This window comes from Enterobacter oligotrophicus (genome assembly GCF_009176645.1).
Classification (GTDB): Bacteria; Pseudomonadota; Gammaproteobacteria; order Enterobacterales; family Enterobacteriaceae; genus Enterobacter; species Enterobacter oligotrophicus.
The window spans coordinates 4096668-4122169 of the sequence record NZ_AP019007.1 but is presented as its reverse complement, the minus strand read 5'-3'; the positions used below and the strand labels follow the sequence as shown (position 1 = coordinate 4122169).

The following is a 25502-nucleotide window of genomic DNA, read 5'->3' as shown; positions in this document are numbered from 1 at the left end:
CATTGCGCGCTTTACGTACGATAAAAGTGAACGCCATGACTCAAACGTTTATCCCCGGCAAAGACGCCGCTCTGGAAGATTCCATCGCTCGCTTCCAGCAGAAACTGACCGACCTGGGCTTTAATATTGAAGAAGCCTCCTGGCTGAACCCGGTGCCTCACGTCTGGTCCGTGCATATTCGCGATAAAGACTGCGCGCTGTGCTTTACCAACGGTAAAGGCGCAACTAAAAAAGCGGCGCTGGCCTCTGCGCTGGGCGAGTATTTTGAACGTCTGTCGACCAACTATTTCTTTGCTGACTTCTGGCTGGGCGAAACCATCGCCAACGGTCCATTCGTTCACTACCCAAACGAAAAATGGTTCCCGCTGACGGAAGATGACGAACTGCCGGAAGGCATTCTTGATGCCCGTCTGCGCGCGTTCTACGACCCGGAAAATGAACTGACCGCCAGCATGCTGATCGACCTGCAGTCTGGTAACGAAGATCGTGGTATTTGCGCTCTGCCTTTCACGCGTCAGTCTGACGAGCAGACCGTGTATATTCCGATGAACATCGTCGGCAACCTGTATGTGTCCAACGGCATGTCCGCTGGTAACACCCGCAATGAAGCGCGCGTGCAGGGTCTGTCTGAAGTCTTCGAACGCCACATCAAAAACCGCATTATTGCCGAATCCATCAGCCTGCCAGAAATTCCGGCCGACGTACTGGCACGCTATCCTGGCGTGGTGGAATCCATCGCTAAACTGGAAGCGGAAGGTTTCCCAATCTTTGCCTATGACGGCTCACTGGGCGGTAAATACCCGGTTATCTGCGTGGTGCTGTTCAACCCAACCAACGGAACCTGCTTCGCCTCCTTTGGCGCGCACCCGGACTTTGGCGTGGCGCTGGAGCGTACCGTCACCGAACTGCTTCAGGGCCGTAGCCTGAAAGATCTGGACGTGTTCACCCCACCAACGTTTGACGATGAAGAAGTGGCCGAGCATACCAACCTCGAAACCCACTTTATCGACTCCAGCGGTTTGATCTCCTGGGATATGTTCAAGCAGGACGCGGACTATCCGTTCGTGGACTGGAGCTTTGCCGGCACCACCGAAGAAGAGTTTGCGACGCTGATGGCGATCTTCAGCGCCGAAGATCAGGAAGTCTATATTGCTGACTATGAACACCTGGGTGTTTATGCGTGCCGCATTATCGTTCCTGGCATGTCGGATATCTATCCGGCGGAAGACCTGTGGCTGGCGAACAACAGCATGGGCGCACACCTGCGTGAAACGCTGCTGGCCCTGCCGGGCAGCGAGTGGGAAAAAGAAGATTATCTGAACCTGATCGCCCAGCTGGACGATGAAGGCCATGATGACTTCACCCGCGTGCGCGAACTGCTGGGTCTGGCGACCAGTAAAGATAACGGCTGGTACACCCTGCGTATTGGTGAACTGAAAGCGATGCTGGCGCTGGCCGGTGGCGATCTGGATCAGGCGCTGGCCTGGACTGAGTGGACAATGGAGTTCAACCAGTCGGTCTTCTCTGCCGAGCGCACCAACTATTACCGTTGCCTGCAAACTCTGCTCCTGCTTTCTCAGGAGGACGATCGCGAGCCATTGCAGTACCTGAATGCATTTGTTCGTATGTACGGTGCAGACGCGGTTGAAGCCGCCAGCGCGGCGCTGAGTGGTGAAGAGCCGTTCTATGGCCTGCAGGCCGTTGATAGCGATCTGAAAGCCTTCCCGGCGCATCAGTCATTACTTAACGCTTATGAGAAATTACAGAAAGCGAAAGCCGCTTACTGGTCAAAATAAGCGCATATAACATTAGCGGCTGTAGGCGTATTCAATCGTCTGAGCTATATTACGGGGCAATTTCATTGCCCCGTTTTTTATTTTTTCGGCAATGACTGTTGATTGTAATAATAAAGTTAAATATGGGTAAATATAATAATATTTACCCACGCTTTATTGTTACTTTTTATGGTAAATACTCCATATTAATTAACTGTTTTCCGGGAGGCCGAACGAAATAATTCAACTCTTTTCATAACTTTTAAAATTTATTTTTATACGGATAATCAAATACTTACTCCGCACTTGCTGTAAAACCATACGCATTGCGGGCCTATAAGCCAGGCGAGATATGATCTATATCAATTTCTCTTCTATAATGCTTTGTTAGTATCTCGTCGCCGACTTAATAAAGAGAGAGTTAGTGTGAAAGCTGACAACCCTTTTGATCTTTTACTCCCTGCTGCAATGGCGAAAGTTGCCGAGGAAGCAGGTGTCTATAAAGCAACGAAACACCCGATGAAGACGTTCTATCTGGCGATCACAGCCGGTGTGTTCATCTCAATCGCTTTCGTCTTCTACATTACTGCCACCACCGGTACTGCCGCGATGCCTTTCGGCATAGCTAAACTGATTGGCGGTATCTGCTTCTCACTGGGTCTGATTCTCTGCGTCATCTGCGGTGCCGACCTCTTCACCTCTACGGTGCTGATTGTGGTGGCGAAAGCCAGCGGAAGAATTACCTGGGGCCAACTGGCGCGCAACTGGCTTAACGTCTATGTTGGCAACCTGATTGGCTGTCTGCTCTTTGTTCTGTTGATGTGGCTCTCTGGCGAGTACATGACCGCCAACGGCGGCTGGGGGCTTAACGTCCTGCAAACCGCTGACCACAAAATGCATCACACATTTATCGAAGCCGTTGCTCTCGGCATCCTCGCAAACCTGATGGTCTGCCTGGCTGTATGGATGAGCTACTCGGGTCGTAGCCTGATGGACAAAGCCATGATTATGGTTCTGCCGGTTGCGATGTTTGTTGCCAGCGGCTTTGAGCACAGTATTGCGAATATGTTTATGATCCCGATGGGTATTGTAATTCGCAACTTTGCGAGCCCGGAGTTCTGGACTGCTATCGGTTCAACCCCGGAAAGTTTCTCTCACCTGACTATCATGAATTTCATTACTGATAACCTGATCCCAGTCACTATCGGGAACATTATCGGTGGGGGTCTGTTAGTCGGGTTGACATACTGGGTCATTTACCTGCGTGGCGGCGACCATCATTAATGGTTGTCTCAGGCAGTAAATAAAAAATCCACTTAAGAAGGTAGGTGTTACATGTCCGAGCTTAATGAAAAGTTAGCCACAGCCTGGGAAGGTTTTGCGAAAGGTGACTGGCAGAATGAAGTCAACGTCCGTGACTTCATTCAGAAAAACTATACCCCGTATGAAGGTGACGAATCCTTCCTGGCTGGTGCAACTGACGCGACCACCAAGCTGTGGGACAACGTAATGGAAGGCGTTAAACTGGAAAACCGCACTCACGCGCCAGTTGATTTTGACACCTCCGTTGCATCCACCATCACTTCTCACGATGCTGGCTACATCAACAAAGCCCTTGAGAAAATCGTTGGTCTGCAGACTGAAGCACCACTGAAACGCGCAATCATCCCGTTCGGTGGTATCAAAATGGTTGAAGGTTCCTGCAAAGCGTATAACCGCGAGCTGGACCCAATGCTGAAAAAAATCTTCACCGAATATCGCAAAACCCATAACCAGGGCGTATTCGATGTTTACACCAAAGACATTCTGAACTGCCGTAAATCCGGCGTTCTGACCGGTCTGCCAGATGCGTATGGCCGTGGCCGTATCATCGGTGACTACCGTCGCGTTGCGCTGTACGGTATCGACTTCCTGATGAAAGACAAATACGCACAGTTCGTATCCCTGCAGTCCGATCTGGAAAACGGCGTAAACCTGGAAGCCACTATTCGTCTGCGTGAAGAAATCGCTGAACAGCACCGCGCGCTGGGTCAGATCAAAGAGATGGCGGCGAAATACGGCTGCGATATCTCTGGTCCTGCGACTAACGCTCAGGAAGCTATCCAGTGGACCTACTTCGGCTACCTGGCCGCGGTTAAGTCTCAGAACGGTGCAGCAATGTCCTTCGGTCGCGTATCCACCTTCCTGGATGCGTACATCGAACGTGACCTGAAAGCAGGTAAAATCACCGAGCAAGACGCTCAGGAAATGATTGACCACCTGGTCATGAAACTGCGTATGGTTCGCTTCCTGCGTACCCCAGAATACGATGAGCTGTTCTCCGGTGACCCAATCTGGGCGACAGAATCTATCGGTGGTATGGGCGTAGACGGCCGTACTCTGGTAACCAAAAACAGCTTCCGCTTCCTGAACACCCTGTACACCATGGGTCCTTCTCCGGAGCCGAACATCACCGTTCTGTGGTCTGAAAAACTGCCTCTGAACTTCAAGAAATTCGCCGCTAAAGTGTCCATCGACACCTCTTCTCTGCAGTACGAGAACGATGACCTGATGCGTCCGGACTTCAACAACGATGACTACGCTATCGCTTGCTGCGTAAGCCCAATGGTTGTTGGTAAACAAATGCAGTTCTTCGGTGCGCGTGCAAACCTGGCGAAAACCATGCTGTACGCAATCAACGGCGGCGTTGATGAAAAACTGAAAATGCAGGTTGGTCCTAAATCTGAGCCAATCAAAGGCGACGTGCTGAACTATGACGAAGTCATGGAGCGCATGGACCACTTCATGGACTGGCTGGCTAAGCAGTACGTGACCGCGCTGAACGTTATCCACTACATGCACGACAAGTACAGCTACGAAGCCTCTCTGATGGCGCTGCACGACCGTGACGTCGTTCGCACCATGGCGTGTGGTATCGCGGGTCTGTCCGTTGCGGCTGACTCCCTGTCTGCAATCAAATATGCGAAAGTTAAACCAATTCGTGACGAAGACGGCCTGGCTGTAGACTTCGAAATCGAAGGCGAATACCCGCAGTTTGGTAACAACGACGCTCGCGTTGATGACATGGCGGTTGACCTGGTAGAACGTTTCATGAAGAAAATTCAGAAACTCACTACCTACCGTAACGCTATCCCGACTCAGTCTGTTCTGACCATCACCTCTAACGTTGTGTATGGTAAGAAAACCGGTAACACCCCAGACGGTCGTCGTGCTGGCGCGCCATTCGGCCCAGGTGCTAACCCAATGCACGGTCGTGACCAGAAAGGTGCTGTAGCCTCTCTGACCTCCGTTGCTAAACTGCCGTTTGCTTACGCAAAAGATGGTATCTCTTATACCTTCTCTATCGTGCCAAACGCGCTGGGTAAAGACGACGAAGTGCGTAAAACCAACCTCGCGGGTCTGATGGATGGTTACTTCCACCATGAAGCGTCCATCGAAGGTGGTCAGCACCTGAACGTGAACGTCATGAACCGTGAAATGCTGCTCGACGCGATGGAACACCCTGAGAAATATCCTCAGCTGACCATCCGTGTATCTGGCTACGCAGTACGTTTTAACTCCCTGACGAAAGAACAGCAGCAGGACGTTATCACCCGTACTTTCACTCAGTCCATGTAACTGGATTTGACTGAAATCACGCGTTAAAAGGCGTACAATAAAGGCTCCACGCAAGTGGGGCCTTTTTAACACCCTCTCTGCCTCAGTCTCTTTTGTCCGCTATCTATACTCAATGGATAACAGCCAAAACAGACTCGACATAGCCTTTGAGCTGTGCACCTACATAGGCCCCGGATGGGCCAAATTCGGAGATATCACCGCAATGTCAATTATTGGTCGCATTCACTCCTTTGAATCCTGTGGCACTGTCGACGGCCCAGGTATCCGCTTTATTACCTTTTTCCAGGGCTGCCTGATGCGCTGCCTGTACTGCCATAACCGTGACACCTGGGATACGCACGGCGGTAAGGAAGTCACCGTTGAAGATTTAATGAAAGAGGTGGTGACCTACCGCCACTTTATGAACGCGTCCGGCGGCGGCGTGACGGCATCCGGTGGCGAAGCCATTCTGCAGGCCGAATTCGTGCGTGACTGGTTCCGCGCCTGTCGTAAAGAAGGGATTCATACCTGTCTTGATACCAACGGTTTTGTGCGCCGCTACGACCCGGTCATCGACGAACTGCTGGAAGTGACCGATCTGGTGATGCTCGATCTCAAACAGATGAACGATGAGATCCACCAGAACCTGGTTGGCGTCTCCAATCACCGTACCCTGGAGTTCGCAAAATACATCTCCGGGAAAGGCATCAAAACCTGGATTCGCTATGTCGTCGTACCGGGCTGGTCAGATGATGATGATTCAGCGCATCGCCTGGGGGAATTTACCCGCGATATGGGCAACGTCGAGAAAATTGAACTCCTGCCCTATCACGAACTGGGTAAACACAAATGGGTGGCGATGGGCGAAGAGTACAAACTCGATGGCGTGAAGCCGCCGAAGAAAGAGACGATGGAACGCGTGAAAGGTATTCTTGAACAGTACGGCCACAAGGTTATGTATTAATAAAAAGCCCGGTGAGGACACCGGGCTTTTTTAATTTTATTTGAAAACACCGTTGATAATGGTAGTTACAATCGCCGTGCTGAGGGCAATTAAGACCAGGTCATCTCCCACCACTCGCCATTCATAACCTGGATAAGAAGGCAGTTGACCAAGCATTGATGCTGGCACAGTCTTTTTCGCAATCCCCGGAGGCAGTGGCTTACCGCGAGCCAGGTTCTTCGCAATACCTGGGGGCAATGAGTCATAGCCTGTTAAACCGTAATTCAATGCCAGATGACGGGCATGGTCGAAGCTCACGCGGGCTTCAACATCGTCACTTACGCTTTTATTCGATTTGCCTGGGTTTTGATTACCGTTATTTTTATTACCATGGTTAGCGGAATTCCCGTTGCCATGATTGCCGCTATTGCCTTGTCCGCCACCGTTGCCGTGACCATTCCCGTTTCCAGGATTCGCCATAACCGGAGCCGTTGCAAACGTTAAAGACAACACTACTGCCAGCGCGGTAGTGGAAAAACGACGTAGTGACATGATTGCTGCCTTTTAGTGATAGAACTCAATTGAATTATCACCTGGCGCAATAAACAAACAATAAGTAAAACTCTTAGATGTGATGGGGACAAAAAAGCCTGTCATCGACAGGCTTTTATTTAATCAGGCATGAGCCACAGGCGTTGGATGTTCGCCCACTTTGCGCAGCAACATTAAGAGATAAATAAACGACACGCTGGCAATCATAATAAACAGCAAATTGTCGGAATAATTTTGCATCAGCATGGCGGTAAATGTCGGCCCCAGTAAACTGCCGATGGTATAACTCAGCAGCAACGCCTGGTTCATCGCCACCAGCTGGTGATGCTCCACTTTCTCACAGGCCCAGGCCATTGCAACCGGATAGAGCGTAAAGCCCGCTGCGCCTAAAATAAACAATGCTGGTGCCATAGCCGCGTTGCTGAGCATGGCAAGACAACCCATTATCACTACAAATACCTGAACGCGCAGCACCAGCAGGCGTCCAAAACGATCCGCCAGACGGCCAATTGGCCACTGCCCGACAATCCCGGCGCTGACCATCACCGCCATCCAGAAACCAATCCCGGAATCACTCACGCCCTGATGATTCAGGTAGAGCGGCATCAGGCCATAGAGCGAGCCGAGCACAATTCCGGAGATAATGCAGCCATTAACACCCAGACGCGCCTGTCGGAGCCTCAGCATCGGCCAGACATGGGTCACCTCCTGGTGTTCGCTGCTCTGGTTTACGATGCGCGTAAACAGCAGCGGCAGGATCGCAGCCAGCACCATGCCCGTAACCCACGGCAGGACGCTCATCAAATCGGTTGGCAGTTTGCTGACCATCAACTGGCCCAGCACGGTCCCGACGTAATAGACCATCATATAAGCTGCAAGCAGGCGTCCGCGGTTGCGCGATGTACCGCTGCACATCAGCGCACTTTCCACCACTACCCAGATCATCGCGCAGCCCACGCCAGCGATAAAACGCCATGCCATCCAGCTCCAGAAGCCAACCATCAGCCCTAACCCGGCACATCCGGCGGCGAAAATCAGCGATGCCAGATAATAGCTACGGTTAAAGCCAAAACGCTTAATCAGGCTTCCCGTTAATAGCGTACCCAGCAGGTTGCCGGTAAAAAACGACGAGCTAACCATACCCACCTGCCAGGTCGGTAAGTTTTCATGGGCGAGCCACAGCGGGACGAGCGTGTTTAACACTGCGATCGCCAGGGTCAACAAAAGCAGGCCACAGAGCAACAAAAGCACTGGCCGGGTATAGGTGGTCATGGGTTAAAAACCGTGAGGAAGTTCAGATTTCGTGCGCATCATGCCACTGGCAAAAACAAAGTCAATCCACTGATTTAGCCGCCTCGCACAATATGTTCCCTGTCGATTTAAAAAACTTATCCTGCTAATGCAATACTGGCTATAGATATTAATTATGTGTCTGTTTTTATTTATTTATGGCGAGAATTAAAACCAAACGACAGTCGAAAAATTTCATGAATGAAAAAAGAAAAGCCGGGCACACAGTCCCGGCTTGATATAACAAAAAACGTGTTAACTGGCGACGGCCATGCCCACGGTCATATGCAGCCCGTAGAACACACCACGGCCAATCAGTTCGCCCGCGAGCATCAGCACAAAGGCCAGTGACAACAACGGCAGCGCAGGCTGATATCCTTTGAGCTGAGGCGCGATCCAGAACACCAACGCCGCTACCAGCAGAACGATACGCCACGCCATCAACGCACCGTAATCCGGCACCAGCGCAGATGCCTGCTGAACAGAGCTATGAATGGTTGCCAGTTCAGCGCCCTGCATCAGAGCAACCATCGCGCTCACCACCAGCGACAGCAGTGAAACCGCTGGCAACAAACGCATCGCCCAGCCATCAACACCCGCCACGCGCAGTAGCAGGTAGCCCAACAGCGGCCCGCCGATAAACAGGGTCAGGAAGAAGCTCATCGGCGTCCAGACGCTGTACCAGGTGGGGACGGTGTCGATGGTGTTGTAGACGCGCACCATCATCCACACGAATACCACGCCCAGCACCATCGTCACGATCAGCCACAGGGTGCGCAGGCCCGCAGGTAATTTCTTCAGCGCAGCCAGCAGCCATCCCAGCCCGCCGACGGCAAAGAAGATCGCCCCGCTGGCAATCTCGTTACTGAGCGAAGAGGCACCGACGCGGTTCAGGGAATTGAACGCGCGCATTGGTGAACCGAGGTGCAACGTAGAAGCAATAAAGCCAATCCCCATCAGCACCCACAGGCCAAACATGCTTAACACCAGACGCTGCTGCTGTTCGGCATTCAGATTGCCTTTTAACAGCGCCAGGGCGAGCACAATAAAGCCACCCGCGACGCACTGCCCAAAGACCGTGAAGATCACCAGCGGCCATTCATGCCATCCACTTCCCATCTCACACCTCCTTCGGGTTTGCCAGATAGCCGGTGGTGTCACCCGTCGGACGGCTGTTGGCGTTAGGTTTAATCACAATACTCGGCTTCGTGAAGTGCGCGGACGGCAGCGGTGCCACCGCAGCAAGCTGGCCGTGTTTTTTACGCAGTTCATCTATCGGGCCAAAGTCCAGCGCACGCAGCGGGCAGGACTCCACGCAGATCGGCTTTTTACCGTCCGCCACGCGGGTGTGGCAGCCATCGCACTTGGTCATATGCCCTTTGGCGGCATTGTACTGCGGCGCGCCGTACGGGCAGGCCATATGGCAGTAGCGACAGCCGATGCAGACATCTTCATCCACCACCACAAAACCGTCGTCGCGCTTGTGCATCGCACCGCTCGGGCAGACTTTGGTACACGCCGGATCTTCACAGTGGTTACAGGCAATCGACAGGTAATAGGCAAAGACGTTCTGATGCCAGACGCCGTTGTCCTCCTGCCAGTCACCGCCCGCGTATTCATAAATACGACGGAAACTGACATCCGGCGTTAAGTCTTTGTAATCTTTACAGGCCAGCTCGCAGGTTTTGCAACCGGTACAACGGCTGGAATCAATGAAAAATCCATACTGGGTTGTCATCGGTTACTCCTTACACCTTTTCAACCTGAACAAGGTTCGTGTGGGACGGGTTACCTTTCGCCAGAGGCGACGGGCGCTGCGTGGTCAGTACGTTAATACTGCCAGCCTGGTCGATGCGATTTGCATCCGGGCTATACCAGGCCCCTTCCCCCAGCGCGACAACGCCAGGCATCATGCGCGGTGTCACTTTGGCTTCGATATGTACTTCACCGCGACCATTAAAGATGCGCACGCGATCGCCATTGCTGATACCACGCGCTTTGGCATCCATCGGGTTAATCCACATCTCCTGACGACATGCCGCTTTCAGTACGTCTACGTTTCCGTAGGTTGAGTGCACACGCGCTTTGTAGTGGAAACCGGTCAACTGCAGCGGGAATTTCGCCGTCAGCGGATCGTTGTAGTTTTCGAAGCCAGGCGTGTAGATCGGCAGCGGATCGATAACGTCCCCTTCCGGCAACTCCCAGATAGAGGCGATTTTTGCCAGCGCTTCGGAGTAGATTTCGATTTTGCCCGACGGCGTAGTCAGCGGATTAGCCTGCGGATCTTCACGGAAGGCCTTGTACGCCACGTGGTGTCCTTCAGGATCACGCTGCTTGTACATCCCCTGCTTGCGGAACGTATCGAAGTCAGGCAGGTCCGGGATCGCTTTGCGAGAGAGTTCATGCAGGTGGCGCATCCATTCTTCCTGAGTGCGTCCTTCAGTAAACTGCTGCTCGACGCCAAGACGTTTCGCCAGCGCAGACGTCATCTCATAAATGGTTTTGCATTCGAAGCGCGGTTTAATGGCCTGGTCGGTGAAGATCACATAGGACATGTTGCCGCAGGAGGCGTCCAGCGCGAAATCCATCTGCTCAGAGGCGGTGCAGTCCGGCAACAGAATATCGGCATATTTCGCTGAAGAGGTCATGTGGCAGTCGATCACCACAATCATCTCGCACTTCTTGTCGTCCTGCAGGATCTCGTGGGTGCGGTTGATCTCGGAGTGCTGGTTGATGAGGCAGTTACCGGCATAGTTCCAGATCATCTTGATCGGCACATCCAGTTTATCTTTGCCGCGCACACCATCGCGCAGCGCGGTCATTTCCGGGCCACGTTCAATCGCATCCGTCCACATAAACATGGAGATGCTGGTCTGAACCGGGTTATCCAGCGTCGGCATGCGTTCAAACGGCACTTCATACGAGCCTTCACGCGCGCCGGTGTTACCACCGTGGATACCAACGTTACCGGTCAAAATAGAGAGCATTGATATGGCACGAGTCGCGATTTCACCATTGGCATGACGCTGCGGCCCCCAGCCCTGGCTGATATAGGCCGGTTTCGCCGAGCCAATTTCACGCGCCAGTTGGACAATACGCTCGACCGGAATACCGGTGATGGTGGAGGCCCACTCTGGTGTTTTCGCCACGCCGTCGCTACCCTGACCGAGGATATACGCTTTATAGTGACCATTTGCAGGCGCACTGGCTGGCAGCGTTTTCTCGTCATAACCGACGCAATATTTATCAAGGAATGGCTGATCGACGAGGTTTTCAGTGATCATCACCCACGCCAGCGCGCTAACCAGCGCAGCATCCGTACCTGGACGGATGGGTATCCACTCGTCTTCACGGCCTGCACCGGTATCGGTATAGCGCGGATCGATAATGATCATACGCGCGTTGGATTTGGCTCGCGCCTGTTCGAGATAGTACGTTACCCCGCCGCCGCTCATACGCGTTTCACCTGGGTTGTTACCGAACAGCACCACCAGTTTACTGTTTTCGATATCGGACGGACTGTTACCGTCTGCCCAGCCGCCGTAGGTGTAATTCAGACCGGCAGCAATCTGTGCAGAAGAGTAGTCACCGTAGTGATTGAGATAACCGCCACAACAGTTCATCAGACGCGCCACCAGCGTTTTTCCCGGTGGCCAGGAGCGGGTCAGCGTGCCGCCGAGCGTCCCGGTGCCGTAGTTCAGGTAGATGGATTCGTTGCCGTACTCTTTGATCAGGCGCTGCATACTGGTGGCGATCATATCGTAGGCTTCGTCCCAGCTAATGCGTTCGAACTTCCCTTCGCCGCGTTTACCAACGCGTTTCATTGGGTATTTCAGGCGGTCCGGGTTATAGACTCGACGACGCATGGAGCGACCACGCAGGCAGGCGCGAACCTGATGTAACCCTTCGTAGTTATCGTCCCCGGTGTTATCCGTTTCGACGTATTTGATTTCACCATCCACCACATGCATACGCAGCGGACAACGACTGCCACAGTTTACGGTACAGGCACTCCACACGACTTTTTCAGGGGCCGTGGCCGGGGACAGCGCATCCGCTGCCGATGCCAGACGAGAAAAAGGGAGCGTGAAGGCGCTACTGGCAACAGCCAGACCACCAATTGCCGTGGTTTTCATCAACCCACGGCGAGTGACCTCGGCAGCCATTAACGTTTCAGGCGCTTTGATTTTCATAGAGACTCACTTTGGTTGCTCACAAAGAAAAGAGAGGCGGTGATTAACCGCTATATAGTTTTATATATATCGAATTTCTGCGTTATCAGCTTTTTATGCTGATTTATTCAGATGAGTATTACTACTTTAGAGGGAGGGGTTATTGCTTAGTATCAAATCAGGGGCGTAAAAAAAGCGCCAACAGGCGCTTTTTTGATTCAGGGTACACATTAACCGATGTACTGCAGGCCTTTCATATACGGACGCAGCACTTCCGGGATCTCAATACGTCCGTCTGCCTGCTGGTAGTTTTCCAGCACGGCAACCAGCGTACGACCCACAGCCAGACCAGAACCGTTCAGGGTATGCACCAGACGGGTTTTCTTGTCAGATTTGCTGCGGCAACGTGCCTGCATACGGCGCGCCTGGAAATCCCAGACGTTTGAGCAGGAGGAGATTTCACGGTAGGTGTTCTGCGCAGGAACCCAGACTTCGAGGTCGAAGGTTTTGCAGGCTCCAAAGCCCATATCACCGGTGCACAGCGCCATACGGCGGTACGGCAGACCCAGCAGCTCCAGCACTTTTTCCGCGTGGCCGGTCATTTCTTCAAGCGCATCCATAGACTCTTCAGGACGCACAATCTGTACCATCTCCACTTTGTCGAACTGGTGCATACGGATCAGACCACGGGTATCACGGCCGTAAGACCCCGCTTCAGAACGGAAGCACGGAGAATGTGCGGTCAGTTTGATTGGCAGATCGTCTTCGTCGATGATCTCATCACGCACGAGGTTAGTCAGCGGCACTTCCGCGGTTGGGATCAGCGCGTAGTTGCTGCTGTCTGCTTCTTCGTCCAGCGGACGGGTATGGAACAGATCGCCAGCAAATTTTGGCAACTGCCCAGTACCGTACAGCGTATCGTGGTTCACCAGATACGGCACGTAGGTTTCACTGTAACCGTGCTGCTCAGTGTGCAGATCCAGCATGAACTGCGCCAGCGCACGGTGCAGATGGGCAATCTGGCCCTTCATTACCACGAAGCGAGAACCGGTCAGCTTAACCGCAGCCGCAAAATCCAGCCCCGCGTGCATTTCACCCAGCGTCACGTGATCGCGCACCTCGAAGTCGAACTCGCGAGGCGTGCCCCAGCGTTTCACTTCAACGTTATCGTTTTCATCTTTACCGACCGGGACGCTGTCGTCAGGAATGTTCGGGATCGCCAGAGCGATATCACGAATTTCGGCCTGAAGAACGTCCAGCTCAGCTTTCGCCTGGTCCAGCTCTTCACCCAGTTTGTTGACTTCCAGGCGTAATGGCTCAATGTCTTCCCCGCGCGCTTTCGCCTGGCCGATGGATTTCGATCGAGAGTTACGCTCTGCCTGCAGATTTTCAGTTTGTACCTGCAGAACTTTACGACGCTCTTCAAGAGCGCGCAGCTTATCTACATCCAGCTTAAAGCCCCGGCGTGCCAGTTTTTCAGCGACTGCGTCTGGCTCATTACGCAGCAGATTGGGATCGAGCATGCTTATCCTGTGCTTATCGAATTAAAATAGGGAAAAGTGGCCACAGCCTGCGGCCACAGAGATACATTGCCAACATTACCGCAACGATCGCGCTAACGGTAGCGTTTTATAGGGCTATTTTGATCCTGTCCGGCGAGCCAGGCGAGCTTTTCGCCAATCTTGCCTTCAAGACCTCTGTTTGTAGGGTGATAATAGCGTGTTTGTGCCATTTCTTGCGGGAAATACTCTTCACCGGCAGCGTAGGCATTCGGCTCATCGTGGGCGTAGCGATACTCCTGCCCGTAGCCCATCTCTTTCATCAGTTTGGTCGGCGCATTGCGCAGATGAACCGGCACATCATAGTCCGGGCGTTCACGCGCATCTGACATCGCCGCTTTGAAGGCGGTATACACCGCATTACTTTTCGGCGCACAGGCCAGATAGACAATCGCCTGCGCAATGGCGCGCTCGCCTTCTGCTGGCCCAACACGGGTGAAACAGTCCCAGGCGGAGATCGCGACCTGCATGGCGCGCGGGTCAGCATTACCCACATCTTCAGACGCAATCGCCAGACAGCGACGCGCTACATATAACGGATCGCCGCCTGCGGTAATAATACGCGCGTACCAGTAGAGCGCCGCATCCGGCGCGCTGCCGCGCACAGATTTATGCAGCGCAGAGATCAAATCGTAAAAACGATCGCCTTTGTTATCGAAACGCGCGCTGCGTTCACCGGCAATTTCGGTGAGCAGTTCAGGTTTCAGCACGCGCTTGCCGGAATCATCCACTTCAGCCATATCGGCCATCATTTCCAGCGTATTCAGCGCCCGGCGCGCATCGCCGTTAACCAGTTCTGCAATCGCCCGGCGCGTCTCATCCGGCAAAACGATATCCTGCCCGCCATAGCCGCGTGCTTTGTCGTCCATCGCCTGCGTCAGAACCTTTTCGATATCTTCCGTGGTTAGCGATTTAAGCAGGTAAACGCGCGCACGGGAAAGCAGCGCTGAGTTGAGTTCGAAAGACGGGTTTTCAGTGGTGGCACCGATGAAAAAAATCGTGCCGTCTTCAATGTGGGGCAGGAAAGCATCCTGCTGGCTCTTATTGAAGCGGTGGACTTCGTCCACAAAGAGGATAGTTCGACGTCCGGCATTGCGGTTCTGACGCGCGCGCTCTATCGCCTCGCGGATCTCCTTCACACCCGACGTCACCGCCGAGATGCGCTCAACGTCCGCGTTGGCATAGCGGGCGATCACTTCAGCGAGGGTCGTTTTGCCGGTCCCAGGTGGCCCCCAGAGGATCATCGAGTGAAGATGCCCGGCCTCAATGGCGCGCGGCAAAGGTTTCCCCGCAGCCAGCAGGTGCTGCTGGCCGATGTACTGCGCTAAATTTTCTGGCCGCATACGCGCGGCCAGAGGTTGAAACGCATTATCTGAAAAATCGAGCGACAGGTTGCTCACTCACGCCTCTTACTTACGTTGGTCATCCACCGTTACGCCCTGCGGCGGGGTAAAGGTGAATTTCGATGCATCAACAGCGCCGTTTTGCTGCGATTTAAGCTGATAGCTGCTGCGCTGATCGTCCTGCTCAACCGCACCGAACTGATTAATTGTACCGTTGCTGCTCACATTGATGGTGAACTGCTTCAGGTTGCCGTTGCTGCCTTTTGGCGTCAGGACAAACTCATCCCCGTTCTGCTTGATGTTGTACTGCTGCCAGTCGCTGGACTGGTTACGGGCGATCAGCATAAACGGCGTGTTGCTGGTCGCATCTTTCAGCCAGGTCGCGGTCGCCTGTTCAACAAACGGGTTGAAGAACCACAGGGTTTTACCGTCAGACACCAGGATGCTTTCATCCGGCTGGGTCATGTGCCAGTTAAACAGATTTGGGCGTTTCACCCACAAATCCCCCTGACCTTCCTGCACCGCGTTACCGCTGCCATCAGTCACTTTCTGCGTGAAGCTGGCGTGGAAGCTGCTCACTTTATCCAGTCGGCTTTTAAGGTCGCTGGCTGCATCAGCCCAGACGCTGCTGGCAACAAAACTGGTGAGAAATGCACAGGCGATGGCGAATTTTTTCATTGTCATTCCTTAAAATACGTCTTCCCGATGTGGGGGTTCCGTCTTCCATTCTGGACCTGCCCGCAGGCAGGTGATAGAAGAAAATGCTTAATTTTGGCTGATTTACCCTTCTTTGCAATCAGAACGCGGTCAATCAAACGGCGGTGGTGCCAGCACCTCACGGTTACCGTTATGTCCCTGCTCGCTCACAATGCCCTGCGCTTCCATCTGTTCGATGATACGCGCTGCACGGTTGTAGCCGATACGGAACTGACGCTGCACGCCGGAGATGGACGCTTTACGTTTTTCAGTCACGAAGTTAACCGCCTGGTCGAATAACGGGTCCAGCTCTTCGCCGCCGTCGAAGCCACCGCCGCCGCCTTCGCTTTCGCTGTCGGAGGTGATGCCATCAACGTATTGCGGACGACCACGTGCTTTCCAGTCCTGTACGACCGCGTGAACTTCCTGATCGCGAACAAACGCGCCGTGAACACGTACCGGAGAGGTAGAGTTCGGGCCGGAATAGAGCATATCACCCATTCCCAGCAGCGACTCCGCGCCGCCCTGGTCAAGGATAGTACGTGAGTCAATTTTGCTCGATACGGTAAACGCGATACGGGTCGGGATGTTTGCTTTAATCAGACCGGTGATGACATCCACAGACGGACGCTGCGTCGCCAGCACAAGGTGAATACCCGCCGCACGTGCTTTCTGCGCCAGACGAGCAATCAGCTCTTCCACTTTCTTACCGACGGTCATCATCAGGTCGGCGAACTCATCCACCAGCACAACGATGTAAGGCAGTTTTTCCAGCACCGGATGCTGGGCATCCATGCTGTCGCCCGGCTTCCAGTATGGGTCCGGAATTGGACGCCCCATACGCGCCGCCTCAGCGATTTTCTCGTTATACCCGGCAAGGTTACGCACACCCAGCGCCGACATCAGCTTATAGCGACGCTCCATCTCATTGACGCTCCAGCGCAGGGCGTTAGCAGCGTCCTTCATGTCGGTCACAACTTCCGTCAACAGATGCGGAATGCCTTCATATACTGAAAGTTCCAGCATTTTCGGGTCGATCATGATGAAACGCACATCTTCCGGCTGCGCTTTATAGAGCATGCTCAGGATCATGGCGTTCACACCGACGGACTTACCGGAACCGGTCGTACCCGCGACAAGCAGGTGAGGCATTTTCGCGAGATCGGCCACCACCGGATCGCCTGCGATATCTTTACCCAATACCACGGTCAACGGGGATGGGTTATCACGGAACTTGGTATTATCCAGCACTTCACGGAGGTAGACGGTCTGGCGTTTCTTGTTCGGCAGCTCCAGGCCTACATACGGCTTGCCTGGGATCACTTCCACCACACGCACCGCAACGGTCGACAGCGAACGCGCCAGGTCACGTGACAAATTAGAAATACGAGCTGCTTTTACACCCGGTGCCAGATTGAGCTCGAAACGGGTAATCACCGGACCAGGAGAATAGTTCACCACATCCGCTTTGATACGGAAGTCTGCCAGACGGGCTTCCACCAGTCGGGCCATCTGCTCAAGCGCAAACGTATCAACAGGCTCCACTTCTGCCGGCGGAGGCGTTAACAGATCCAGCGACGGCAGCGGCGTGCTTGGACGTTGCAGCGGACGGCTGTCACCGTTACGCATCAGCAGCGGGTGAATCAGGCTTTCCTGCGGCTGTGCCTGAGGCTGCTGGAACTGCGGTGGCTGTTGTGGCTGTGCATATGCCTGCGGAGCCGGTTGTTGTGGCTGAGCATACGGCTGTGGCGCAGGTTGCTGGCGCACCGGTTCGGCTTCAGGCATCACGCTCGGGGTGAACAACGGCTCGCTCGGGCCATCATCCACCAGATCTTTCATTGGCGAGAATTCAAAATCGGACAGTGAGAACGGGTTCGCACCGGCAGGTTGTTCACCGGAATAGCGTTGCTGCTGGGTTGCAGCAAACTGACGCGCTAATTCCGCCTCGGCCGCCTCATCGTCATCCTGGTGGGCTTGATGGTGCTGCACATCATGCTGGTATTCTTCACCATACCGCTGTTGCTGTTGCGCGGCGAACTGGCGCGCCAGTTCATCCTGCTGCAGTTCATCAGTGTCATCTTCGTACTCAGGCTCACGCGCTTTCTCTTCAGCCATACGCTGGGAGGGCAATTTAATGCCATAAGAGGCCAGCTCACGGCGCGTCGGAACGCGAACGCGGTTAGGGCGCGGCAGCTGCGGGCCAATCCCCTCTTTCACCTGTGGGCGTGGCGCGCCACCGGCTGCCAGGCTAAACACCGGCGCAGCAGCCGCAGCTGTTGCAGTGGCTTGCTTCACGCTTTCAGCCACAGGAGCAACCGCAGGTGTTGGGTCGACTGGCGGAACGGAAACGGTCGGAGCCCTGGTGACAGGCTCCTGAAGCGGTTCAGGCACTGGCTGATACCAGGCCGCCAGCTGTTCGCGCTCACGGGCGCGACGCTCTTCAACCTCTTCAAAATAGTACATTGGCGGACGCGACGGTTTCGCCTCTTCCACCACTTCGGGTTCAGGCTGTGGCGCGACATACGGTTGCACAGGTTCAACCGGCTCAGGCGCATGCTCCTGATACGGCTGAGCAACAGGCTCCTCATACTGCGGATATTCCTGCGGCTCCGGCTGATAAGGCTGCTGCCACTGCTCCTGCTGAACGGGCACATAGCTTTCTGGCTCAGGCGCAATCGTCGGCTCCGGCGTATGGACACCTGGTGCAGTCTGCCAGTCAATCTGTGGTTGTTGAATGGCAGATTCGGGTGCAGGAACCTGCGCGGAAGGCATGACGGCTTCCACAGGGGCAGCATAAGCCTGCGTGGCCATAGTGGCCGCTGCGGCAGCCGCCACAGGTTCAGTAACCGAATGGCCATTTAACAACGGATCGTATTCGTCGTAATCGCCAGGCATCGCACGGCTGCCAGAGAAAAGAACATCGTCAGGATCAAGGGCAGCCCCCGAGGTGCGGTACTCAATGTGCTCTTCGTCATCCATGCGTTTGCCGGAGAAAAGTGCCGCATCGGTTTTACGACCTAACGGATTGGCGAATTTTTCAGCGACGCGTTTACGACGCGCCAGCGCACCGCGCAGAATGCGGGCGCGACGAGATTCGCGACGCTCAACAGGCGCGTCATCATCCTCTTCGTACTCATCTTCATACTCGTCTTCATCGACCCATGTATCGTCGCGGCGGGTACGGTTACTGGCAAAGGTGAGAATATTGAGGATAAAGCTGCCGATCTTCTCAGCGATGCTCACCCACGACCAGCCGGTGAACAGCGTCAACCCGGCCGCCCAGATGCAAAGCAACGTAAGGGTGCCGCCGCTGCTGTGGAGCATCGGTTGCAGCGCGGTACTCAGCAGGCTGCCGATCACGCCGCCGGAGGCGAAATACCAGATATCATCAGCATTGATAGCCGCCAGCCCACAGGAGGTGAGGATCAATGCCAGCGCGCCTATCAGGCGCAATGAAACGGCAAAGTAATCGATGTAGTCATCGTTCTGTCGATGACGCCAGGCAAACCAGCATCCGCCAATAATAATGACGGGAATGGTATAGGCCATCACACCGAAAATGAAAAAGAGGGTATCCGCAAGCCAGGCACCAGGAATGCCGCCTAAATTATGGATAGGCTCATGCCATGCGGTTTGTGACCAACTGGGATCTGAGGGATTGAAACTGAGTAAGGCGACCATCAGCCAGACGGCAAAAAGGGCAATAACGATCAGCAACGCCTCAAGGAGGCGACGTCCGCTGCTTAGTTTCGATAATGTGACTTCTTTGTCTTCGGTATATTCCTGGCTCAAGAAAGGCTCTCCAGGTATCAGGCATGTCCTGCCTGTTTGCTAAAACGGACAACAGCGCCGGGGTTCCCCGGCACTGTTGCTGTATGGATTAACAGGAGTGTAATCAAACTACGCTGATTTTGCACCTGTTCCGTGTTAGCGCGTCTTAATAACCAGACGATTGCTCTGTTTGACCTCTTCCATCACCACATAAGTACGGGTGTCGTTCACGCCTGGCAGACGCAGCAGGGTTTCACCCAGCAGCTTACGGTAGGCGGACATGTCTGGCACACGGGTTTTCAACAGGTAGTCGAAATCACCGGAAACCAGATGACACTCTTGAATTTCTTCAAGTTTCTGTACAGCAGCGTTAAATTGCTCAAACACATCCGGCGCACCACGATTCAGAGTAATCTCAACAAATACCAGAAGTGAGGCATCCAGATAATGCGGGTTCAGCAGAGCCGTATAGCCCTGAATAAAACCCTGTCTTTCCAGTCGGCGCACACGCTCAAGGCACGGCGTCGGGGAAAGTCCCACACGTTTTGAAAGCTCGACGTTGGAAATACGCCCATCCTTTTGCAATTCATTAAGAATGTTACGATCGATACGGTCGAGATCTTTGCCAGGGCGCTTCTTGCTATCTACCATTATTATTGTCTCTCTGTATTCCTTCCCTACTCCTGCCTGGACCCTGTGCACATCACTGTTCAGAGCCTGTACCCGTTATTCATCACATCGCCTGGTTATGTGTTAGACGCGATGCGGATTCGGGTTCTGTTGGTAAGAAGACCGTTGCCCGAAGGCAGTCACCGACATCACGTATGGCGTCTGTCCACGCCATGCGTAGATTTCACTGACCCGGTAAAAATGGCATTTACGTGCATGCCTATGCGGCACACGGTTAACGCGGTTTTTTTTCTTCCTTGAATGTTTTCGCAAAAGCGCAGGGGATTGTCAAAGCAAAACATCGATTTTTAGTACAACATGCCGGATATTCATTACGGTCGCGTATTAATCATCATTTTATTGCCTTATAAACGACCGGTTTTCAGTAGAAATCGTTATGTTATAGCGCTCCATTCATCGTCGGCGTCTATTGCACATATTGATATCAAAATTGCTGTGCTCTTTTTTTACGGCAACAAATTCCCTACAATCCAGCCAAATGTCTGCCAACAACAATGGGGATCTCATGGGCACGGCCAAACACAGTAAGCTGCTAATCCTTGGTTCTGGACCTGCGGGATATACCGCGGCGGTCTATGCTGCACGCGCTAACCTGCAACCGGTATTAATCACCGGTATGGAAAAAGGCGGTCAGCTGACCACCACCACTGAAGTGGAAAACTGGCCAGGCGACCCGAACGACCTGACCGGGCCGCTGCTGATGGAACGTATGCACGAGCATGCAACCAAATTCGAAACTGAAATTCTGTTCGACCACATTAACAAGGTCGATCTGCAGAACCGTCCGTTCCGTCTGACAGGCGACAACGGTGAATACACTTGTGACGCATTGATCATTGCCACTGGCGCATCAGCCCGTTACCTCGGCCTGCCGTCAGAAGAGGCATTCAAAGGCCGCGGCGTGTCTGCCTGTGCAACCTGCGACGGTTTCTTCTACCGCAATCAGAAAGTCGCGGTCATCGGCGGCGGCAATACCGCAGTGGAAGAAGCGCTCTACCTGGCGAACATCGCCTCTGAAGTGCACCTGATCCACCGCCGTGACACCTTCCGTGCCGAGAAGATCCTGATCAAACGTCTGATGGATAAAGTGGCGAGCGGCAACATCGTGCTGCACACCAACCGTACACTGGAAGAAGTGACTGGCGATCAGATGGGCGTGGCGGGTCTGCGTATTCGCGATACGCAGAACACCGACAACGTGGAAACGCTGGAAGTGGCGGGCCTGTTTGTGGCGATCGGCCACAGCCCGAACACGGCAATCTTCGACGGTCAACTGGAGCTGGAAAACGGCTACATCAAAGTGCAGTCCGGTATCCACGGCAATGCGACCCAGACCAGCATTCCTGGCGTGTTCGCCGCAGGCGACGTGATGGACCATATTTATCGTCAGGCAATCACCTCCGCAGGCACTGGCTGTATGGCCGCTCTGGATGCTGAACGCTACCTGGATGGGCTGGCTGAACAAGCCAAATAATCTTTACAAGTCAGTAACAAACGTAAATAAAGGCGGCCACAGGTCGCCTTTATTTTTGGTCACGTGTAACATGCAGTTGTCTAATTTCTTATAACGTCACCTGCAAAATACGCAATGGAAAAAACCCGTCAACAAGAGTTAACACGCTGGCTAAAACAGCAAAGCGTTCTATCCCGCCGCTGGCTTACCTTTTCCCGACTTCTGGGATTTGTCAGTGGTCTGTTGATTGTTGCCCAGGCATGGCTGCTGGCCCGCATTCTTAATCATATGATTATGGAGAACATCCCGCGCGAAGCGCTGCTGCTGCCGTTTATCATTTTGGTCCTGGTCTTTGTGCTGCGCGCCTGGGTCGTATGGCTGCGTGAGCGTGTTGGTTTTCATGCCGGACAACATATTCGCTATGAAATTCGCCGCCAGGTGCTTGACCGTCTTCAGGAGGCGGGGCCAGCGTGGATTCAGGGTAAGCCTGCCGGAAGCTGGGCTACGCTGATCCTTGAGCAGATCGACGATATGCATGACTACTACGCCCGCTATCTGCCACAGATGGCGCTGGCTGTATTCGTTCCGCTGCTGATTGTGATCGCTATTTTCCCTGTCAACTGGGCCGCTGCGCTGATTTTGCTGGGCACCGCCCCGCTGATCCCACTGTTTATGGCGATGGTTGGGATGGGTGCCGCAGATGCCAACCGCCGTAACTTCCTTGCTCTGGGGCGTTTAAGCGGTCATTTCCTTGACCGTCTGCGCGGCATGGAAACCCTGCGTATATTTGGCCGTGGTGAAGCGGAAACCGAAAACATCCGCCTGGCCTCACAGGATTTCCGCCAGCGCACCATGGAAGTGTTACGTCTGGCGTTTTTGTCATCTGGCGTTCTTGAATTCTTTACCTCACTGTCGATTGCCCTGGTGGCGGTCTATTTTGGCTTCTCTTACCTCGGAGCGCTGGATTTCGGCCACTACGGTACGGCAGTCACCCTTTCTGCTGGTTTCCTTGCGCTGATCCTGGCACCGGAATTTTTCCAGCCGCTTCGCGATCTCGGCACGTTTTATCATGCCAAAGCGCAGGCCGTTGGCGCAGCCGACAGCCTGAAAACGTTCCTTGAAACGCCGCTGGCGCACCCGGCACGTGGTGAAGTGACCCTGAACGCCCAGGAGCCTGTGACCATTGAAGCGCGGGATTTCTCTATTCTCTCGCCAGAGGGAAAAGTGCTGGCAGGCCCTATGAACTTTACCCTGCCAGCCGGACAACGTGTGGTTCTGGTGGGCACCAGCGGCTCCGGGAAAAGCTCGCTGCTCAATACCCTTTCTGGCTTTATGGCCTACACCGGTTCCCTTCGCATTAACAAAACGGAACTCAGTGAGCTTGATCCTGAGGCCTGGCGTAAACAGCTAAGCTGGGTGGGGCAAAACCCACAGCTTCCTGCTGCCACGCTGCGTGAAAATGTGCTGCTGGCGCGCCCTGATGCGCGAGAAGATGAGTTGCAATCGGTGCTCGATCGCGCCTGGGTCAGCGAGTTTCTACCGCTGCTGCCGCAGGGTGTGGATACCGTGGTTGGCGATCAATCCGCCGGACTGTCCGTTGGGCAGGCGCAGCGCGTGGCTGTTGCCCGTGCGCTGTTGAATCCCTGCCAGCTTATGCTGCTGGATGAACCCGCCGCGAGCCTGGATGCGCACAGTGAGAAACGTGTAATGGATGCGCTTAACGCGGCTTCGCGCAGGCAAACCACCCTGATGGTCACGCACCAGCTGGAAGGCATTGCCGACTGGGATCAAATTTGGGTGATGGAAAATGGTCGTATTGTTGAGCAAGGCGATTACGCCTCTCTCGTTGCTGCGCAGGGGCCGTTTGCCACCCTGCTGGCGAATCGTCAGGAGGACATTTGATGCGCGCCTTACTCCCGTATCTTGCCCTGTATAAACGCCACAAATGGATGCTGACGCTGGGCATCGTTCTGGCAATTGTTACCCTGCTTGCCAGCATCGGCCTGCTTACGCTCTCCGGCTGGTTCTTGTCGGCTTCTGCCGTCGCGGGCTTCGCCGGATTATACAGCTTTAACTATATGCTTCCGGCTGCGGGCGTACGTGGCACCGCCATTACCCGTACTGCCGGACGTTATTTCGAGCGTCTGGTCAGCCACGACGCGACGTTCCGCGTGCTGCAGCACCTGCGTATCTATACCTTCAGCAAACTGTTGCCCCTCTCCCCTGCCGGGCTGGCGCGTTTTCGCCAGGGCGAATTGCTCAACCGTGTGGTAGCGGATGTCGATACACTCGATCACCTCTACCTGCGTGTGATTTCTCCGATCGTGGGTGCGTTTGTGGTGATCGTGGTGGTCACGCTGGGACTTTGCGTTCTGGACGTACCGCTCGCATTGACGCTGGGCGGCATCATGCTGCTGACGCTGATTATCCTGCCGCCGCTGTTTTACCGTGCCGGTAAGTCAACAGGCGAAAACCTGACCCGTATGCGCGGGGAGTATCGACAGCAGTTGACCTCCTGGCTGCAGGGACAGGCAGAACTTACCATTTTTGGTGCCAGCACGCGCTACCGTTCGCAAATGGAAAGCACCGAGTTGAACTGGCACGAAGCTCAGCGCCGCCAGTCAGAACTAACAGCCTTCTCCCAGGCGCTGATGATGTTAATCGGCGGCGTGGCGGTCACCGTCATGCTGTGGATGGCCTCCGGCGGTGTGGGCGGCAACGTACAGCCCGGCGCGCTGATTGCGCTCTTCGTCTTCTGTGCGCTGGCGGCCTTTGAAGCCTTAGCCCCGGTCACGGGGGCGTTCCAGCATCTGGGACAGGTTATCGCTTCTGCAATGCGTATTACGGAGATTGCTGAGCAGGAGCCGGAAGTGAAGTTCACTGCTGCGCAGACAACCACGCCTGAACAGGTCGCACTGACGCTCAGTGACGTCACATTCGCCTATGACAAGCAGGCGCAGAATGCACTGGAAGGCATTAACCTCGTCGTTGAAGCGGGCCAGCGCATTGCGATCCTTGGCCGTACCGGCTGCGGTAAATCGACGCTTCTGCAGCTCTTAACGCGCGCATGGGACCCGCAGCACGGCATAATTCGGTTTAACGATACGCCACTGGCTAACTTCAGCGAGCAGACCTTGCGTAAGACCGTGAGTGTAGTTCCACAGCGTGTACATCTGTTCAGCGCCACACTTCGCGATAACCTGCTGCTGGCCGCGCCGGATGCTCCGGACGACACGCTTTGCGCGATACTGGAACAGGTCGGGTTGCATAAGTTACTCGAAGACGACGGGCTTAACGGCTGGCTGGGCGAAGGTGGCCGCCAGCTTTCCGGTGGCGAGCTGCGTCGTCTGGCGATTGCGCGTGCGTTGCTACACGATGCGCCGCTGATGTTGCTGGATGAACCCACAGAAGGGCTGGATGCTACTACCGAGAGTCAAATTCTTGATTTACTGGCGAATGTGATGCTTGGTAAAACCGTGTTGATGGTCACGCACCGCCTGCGCGGGCTGGCGAGTTTCGATCAAATAATTGTGATGGACAACGGACACATTATTGAGCAAGGTAGTCACGCAGAACTGTTGGCGAAACAGGGTCGTTATTACCAGTTTAAACAGCGTCTGTAGACTATATTTGAACCGATCCTCACTCGCGTATTGGAGTT

General features: G+C 54.2%; 17 protein-coding genes. 7 read left to right on the top strand and 10 right to left on the bottom strand.

The window, feature by feature from the left end; translation table 11 throughout:
* Positions 1–35: 35 nt before the first annotated feature.
* From ycaO to pflA, 4 genes are all read left to right on the top strand, one after another.
* The gene (gene ycaO / locus EoCCA6_RS19695; RefSeq protein ID WP_167515553.1) at positions 36–1796 is read left to right on the top strand and encodes a 30S ribosomal protein S12 methylthiotransferase accessory factor YcaO; all 1761 of its coding nucleotides are present in this window, start codon (positions 36–38) and stop codon (positions 1794–1796) included.
* 405 nt (positions 1797–2201) lie between these two features.
* Positions 2202–3059 (top strand): formate transporter FocA, encoded by an 858-nt coding sequence (gene focA / locus EoCCA6_RS19690; protein WP_152084085.1) that lies wholly within the window; start codon positions 2202–2204, stop codon positions 3057–3059.
* 51 nt (positions 3060–3110) lie between these two features.
* The gene (gene pflB, locus EoCCA6_RS19685) at positions 3111–5393 is read left to right on the top strand and encodes a formate C-acetyltransferase (protein ID WP_152084084.1); all 2283 of its coding nucleotides are present in this window, start codon (positions 3111–3113) and stop codon (positions 5391–5393) included.
* A 202-nt stretch (positions 5394–5595) separates the two neighbouring features.
* Positions 5596–6336, top strand: a complete 741-nt coding sequence (gene pflA, locus EoCCA6_RS19680) for a pyruvate formate lyase 1-activating protein (RefSeq protein ID WP_137848949.1) — start codon at positions 5596–5598, stop codon at positions 6334–6336.
* Positions 6337–6372: 36 nt separating this feature from the next.
* Here the strand turns inward: pflA and EoCCA6_RS19675 are convergent, their stop codons facing one another.
* The 10 genes from EoCCA6_RS19675 to lrp all read right to left on the bottom strand — a co-directional run bounded on the left by EoCCA6_RS19675 (position 6373) and on the right by lrp (position 20349).
* Positions 6373–6867 (bottom strand): anti-virulence regulator CigR family protein, encoded by a 495-nt coding sequence (locus EoCCA6_RS19675; protein WP_152084083.1) that lies wholly within the window; start codon positions 6865–6867, stop codon positions 6373–6375.
* A 123-nt stretch (positions 6868–6990) separates the two neighbouring features.
* Positions 6991–8139, bottom strand: a complete 1149-nt coding sequence (locus EoCCA6_RS19670; RefSeq protein ID WP_152084082.1) for an MFS transporter — start codon at positions 8137–8139, stop codon at positions 6991–6993.
* 273 nt (positions 8140–8412) lie between these two features.
* Entirely contained in the window at positions 8413–9276 is an 864-nt protein-coding gene (locus EoCCA6_RS19665; RefSeq protein WP_152084081.1) for a dimethyl sulfoxide reductase anchor subunit family protein, read from the bottom strand.
* Position 9277: 1 nt separating this feature from the next.
* Positions 9278–9895 carry a DMSO/selenate family reductase complex B subunit gene (locus tag EoCCA6_RS19660; RefSeq protein ID WP_014169373.1) on the bottom strand — a complete coding sequence of 206 codons (618 nt, stop codon included), beginning with the start codon at positions 9893–9895 and terminating at the stop codon, positions 9278–9280.
* 10 nt (positions 9896–9905) lie between these two features.
* Positions 9906–12350 carry a dimethylsulfoxide reductase subunit A gene (gene dmsA / locus EoCCA6_RS19655; RefSeq protein ID WP_152084080.1) on the bottom strand — a complete coding sequence of 815 codons (2445 nt, stop codon included), beginning with the start codon at positions 12348–12350 and terminating at the stop codon, positions 9906–9908.
* A gap of 209 nt (positions 12351–12559) precedes the next feature.
* A complete protein-coding gene (serS, locus tag EoCCA6_RS19650) occupies positions 12560–13852 on the bottom strand; it encodes a serine--tRNA ligase (protein ID WP_045908394.1) in 1293 nt (430 codons plus the stop codon).
* A gap of 92 nt (positions 13853–13944) precedes the next feature.
* Complete coding sequence (gene rarA, locus EoCCA6_RS19645) at positions 13945–15288, bottom strand: replication-associated recombination protein RarA (RefSeq protein ID WP_152084079.1); 1344 nt, start codon at positions 15286–15288, stop codon at positions 13945–13947.
* 9 nt (positions 15289–15297) lie between these two features.
* A complete protein-coding gene (lolA, locus tag EoCCA6_RS19640) occupies positions 15298–15909 on the bottom strand; it encodes an outer membrane lipoprotein periplasmic chaperone LolA (protein ID WP_152084078.1) in 612 nt (203 codons plus the stop codon).
* Between the two features lie 129 nt (positions 15910–16038).
* Entirely contained in the window at positions 16039–19719 is a 3681-nt protein-coding gene (locus EoCCA6_RS19635) for a DNA translocase FtsK 4TM domain-containing protein (protein WP_152084077.1), read from the bottom strand.
* A 135-nt stretch (positions 19720–19854) separates the two neighbouring features.
* Positions 19855–20349 carry a leucine-responsive transcriptional regulator Lrp gene (gene lrp, locus EoCCA6_RS19630; protein ID WP_000228469.1) on the bottom strand — a complete coding sequence of 165 codons (495 nt, stop codon included), beginning with the start codon at positions 20347–20349 and terminating at the stop codon, positions 19855–19857.
* Positions 20350–20893: 544 nt separating this feature from the next.
* On the opposite strand from lrp, the gene trxB reads away from it, so the two are divergent.
* From trxB to cydC, 3 genes are all read left to right on the top strand, one after another.
* Complete coding sequence (gene trxB / locus EoCCA6_RS19620) at positions 20894–21862, top strand: thioredoxin-disulfide reductase (protein ID WP_152084075.1); 969 nt, start codon at positions 20894–20896, stop codon at positions 21860–21862.
* A gap of 114 nt (positions 21863–21976) precedes the next feature.
* Complete coding sequence (cydD, locus tag EoCCA6_RS19615) at positions 21977–23743, top strand: heme ABC transporter permease/ATP-binding protein CydD (protein WP_152084074.1); 1767 nt, start codon at positions 21977–21979, stop codon at positions 23741–23743.
* Positions 23743–25464, top strand: a complete 1722-nt coding sequence (cydC, locus tag EoCCA6_RS19610; RefSeq protein ID WP_152084073.1) for a heme ABC transporter ATP-binding protein/permease CydC — start codon at positions 23743–23745, stop codon at positions 25462–25464. The genes cydD and cydC overlap by 1 nt, the downstream gene beginning before the upstream one ends.
* Positions 25465–25502: the final 38 nt, after the last annotated feature.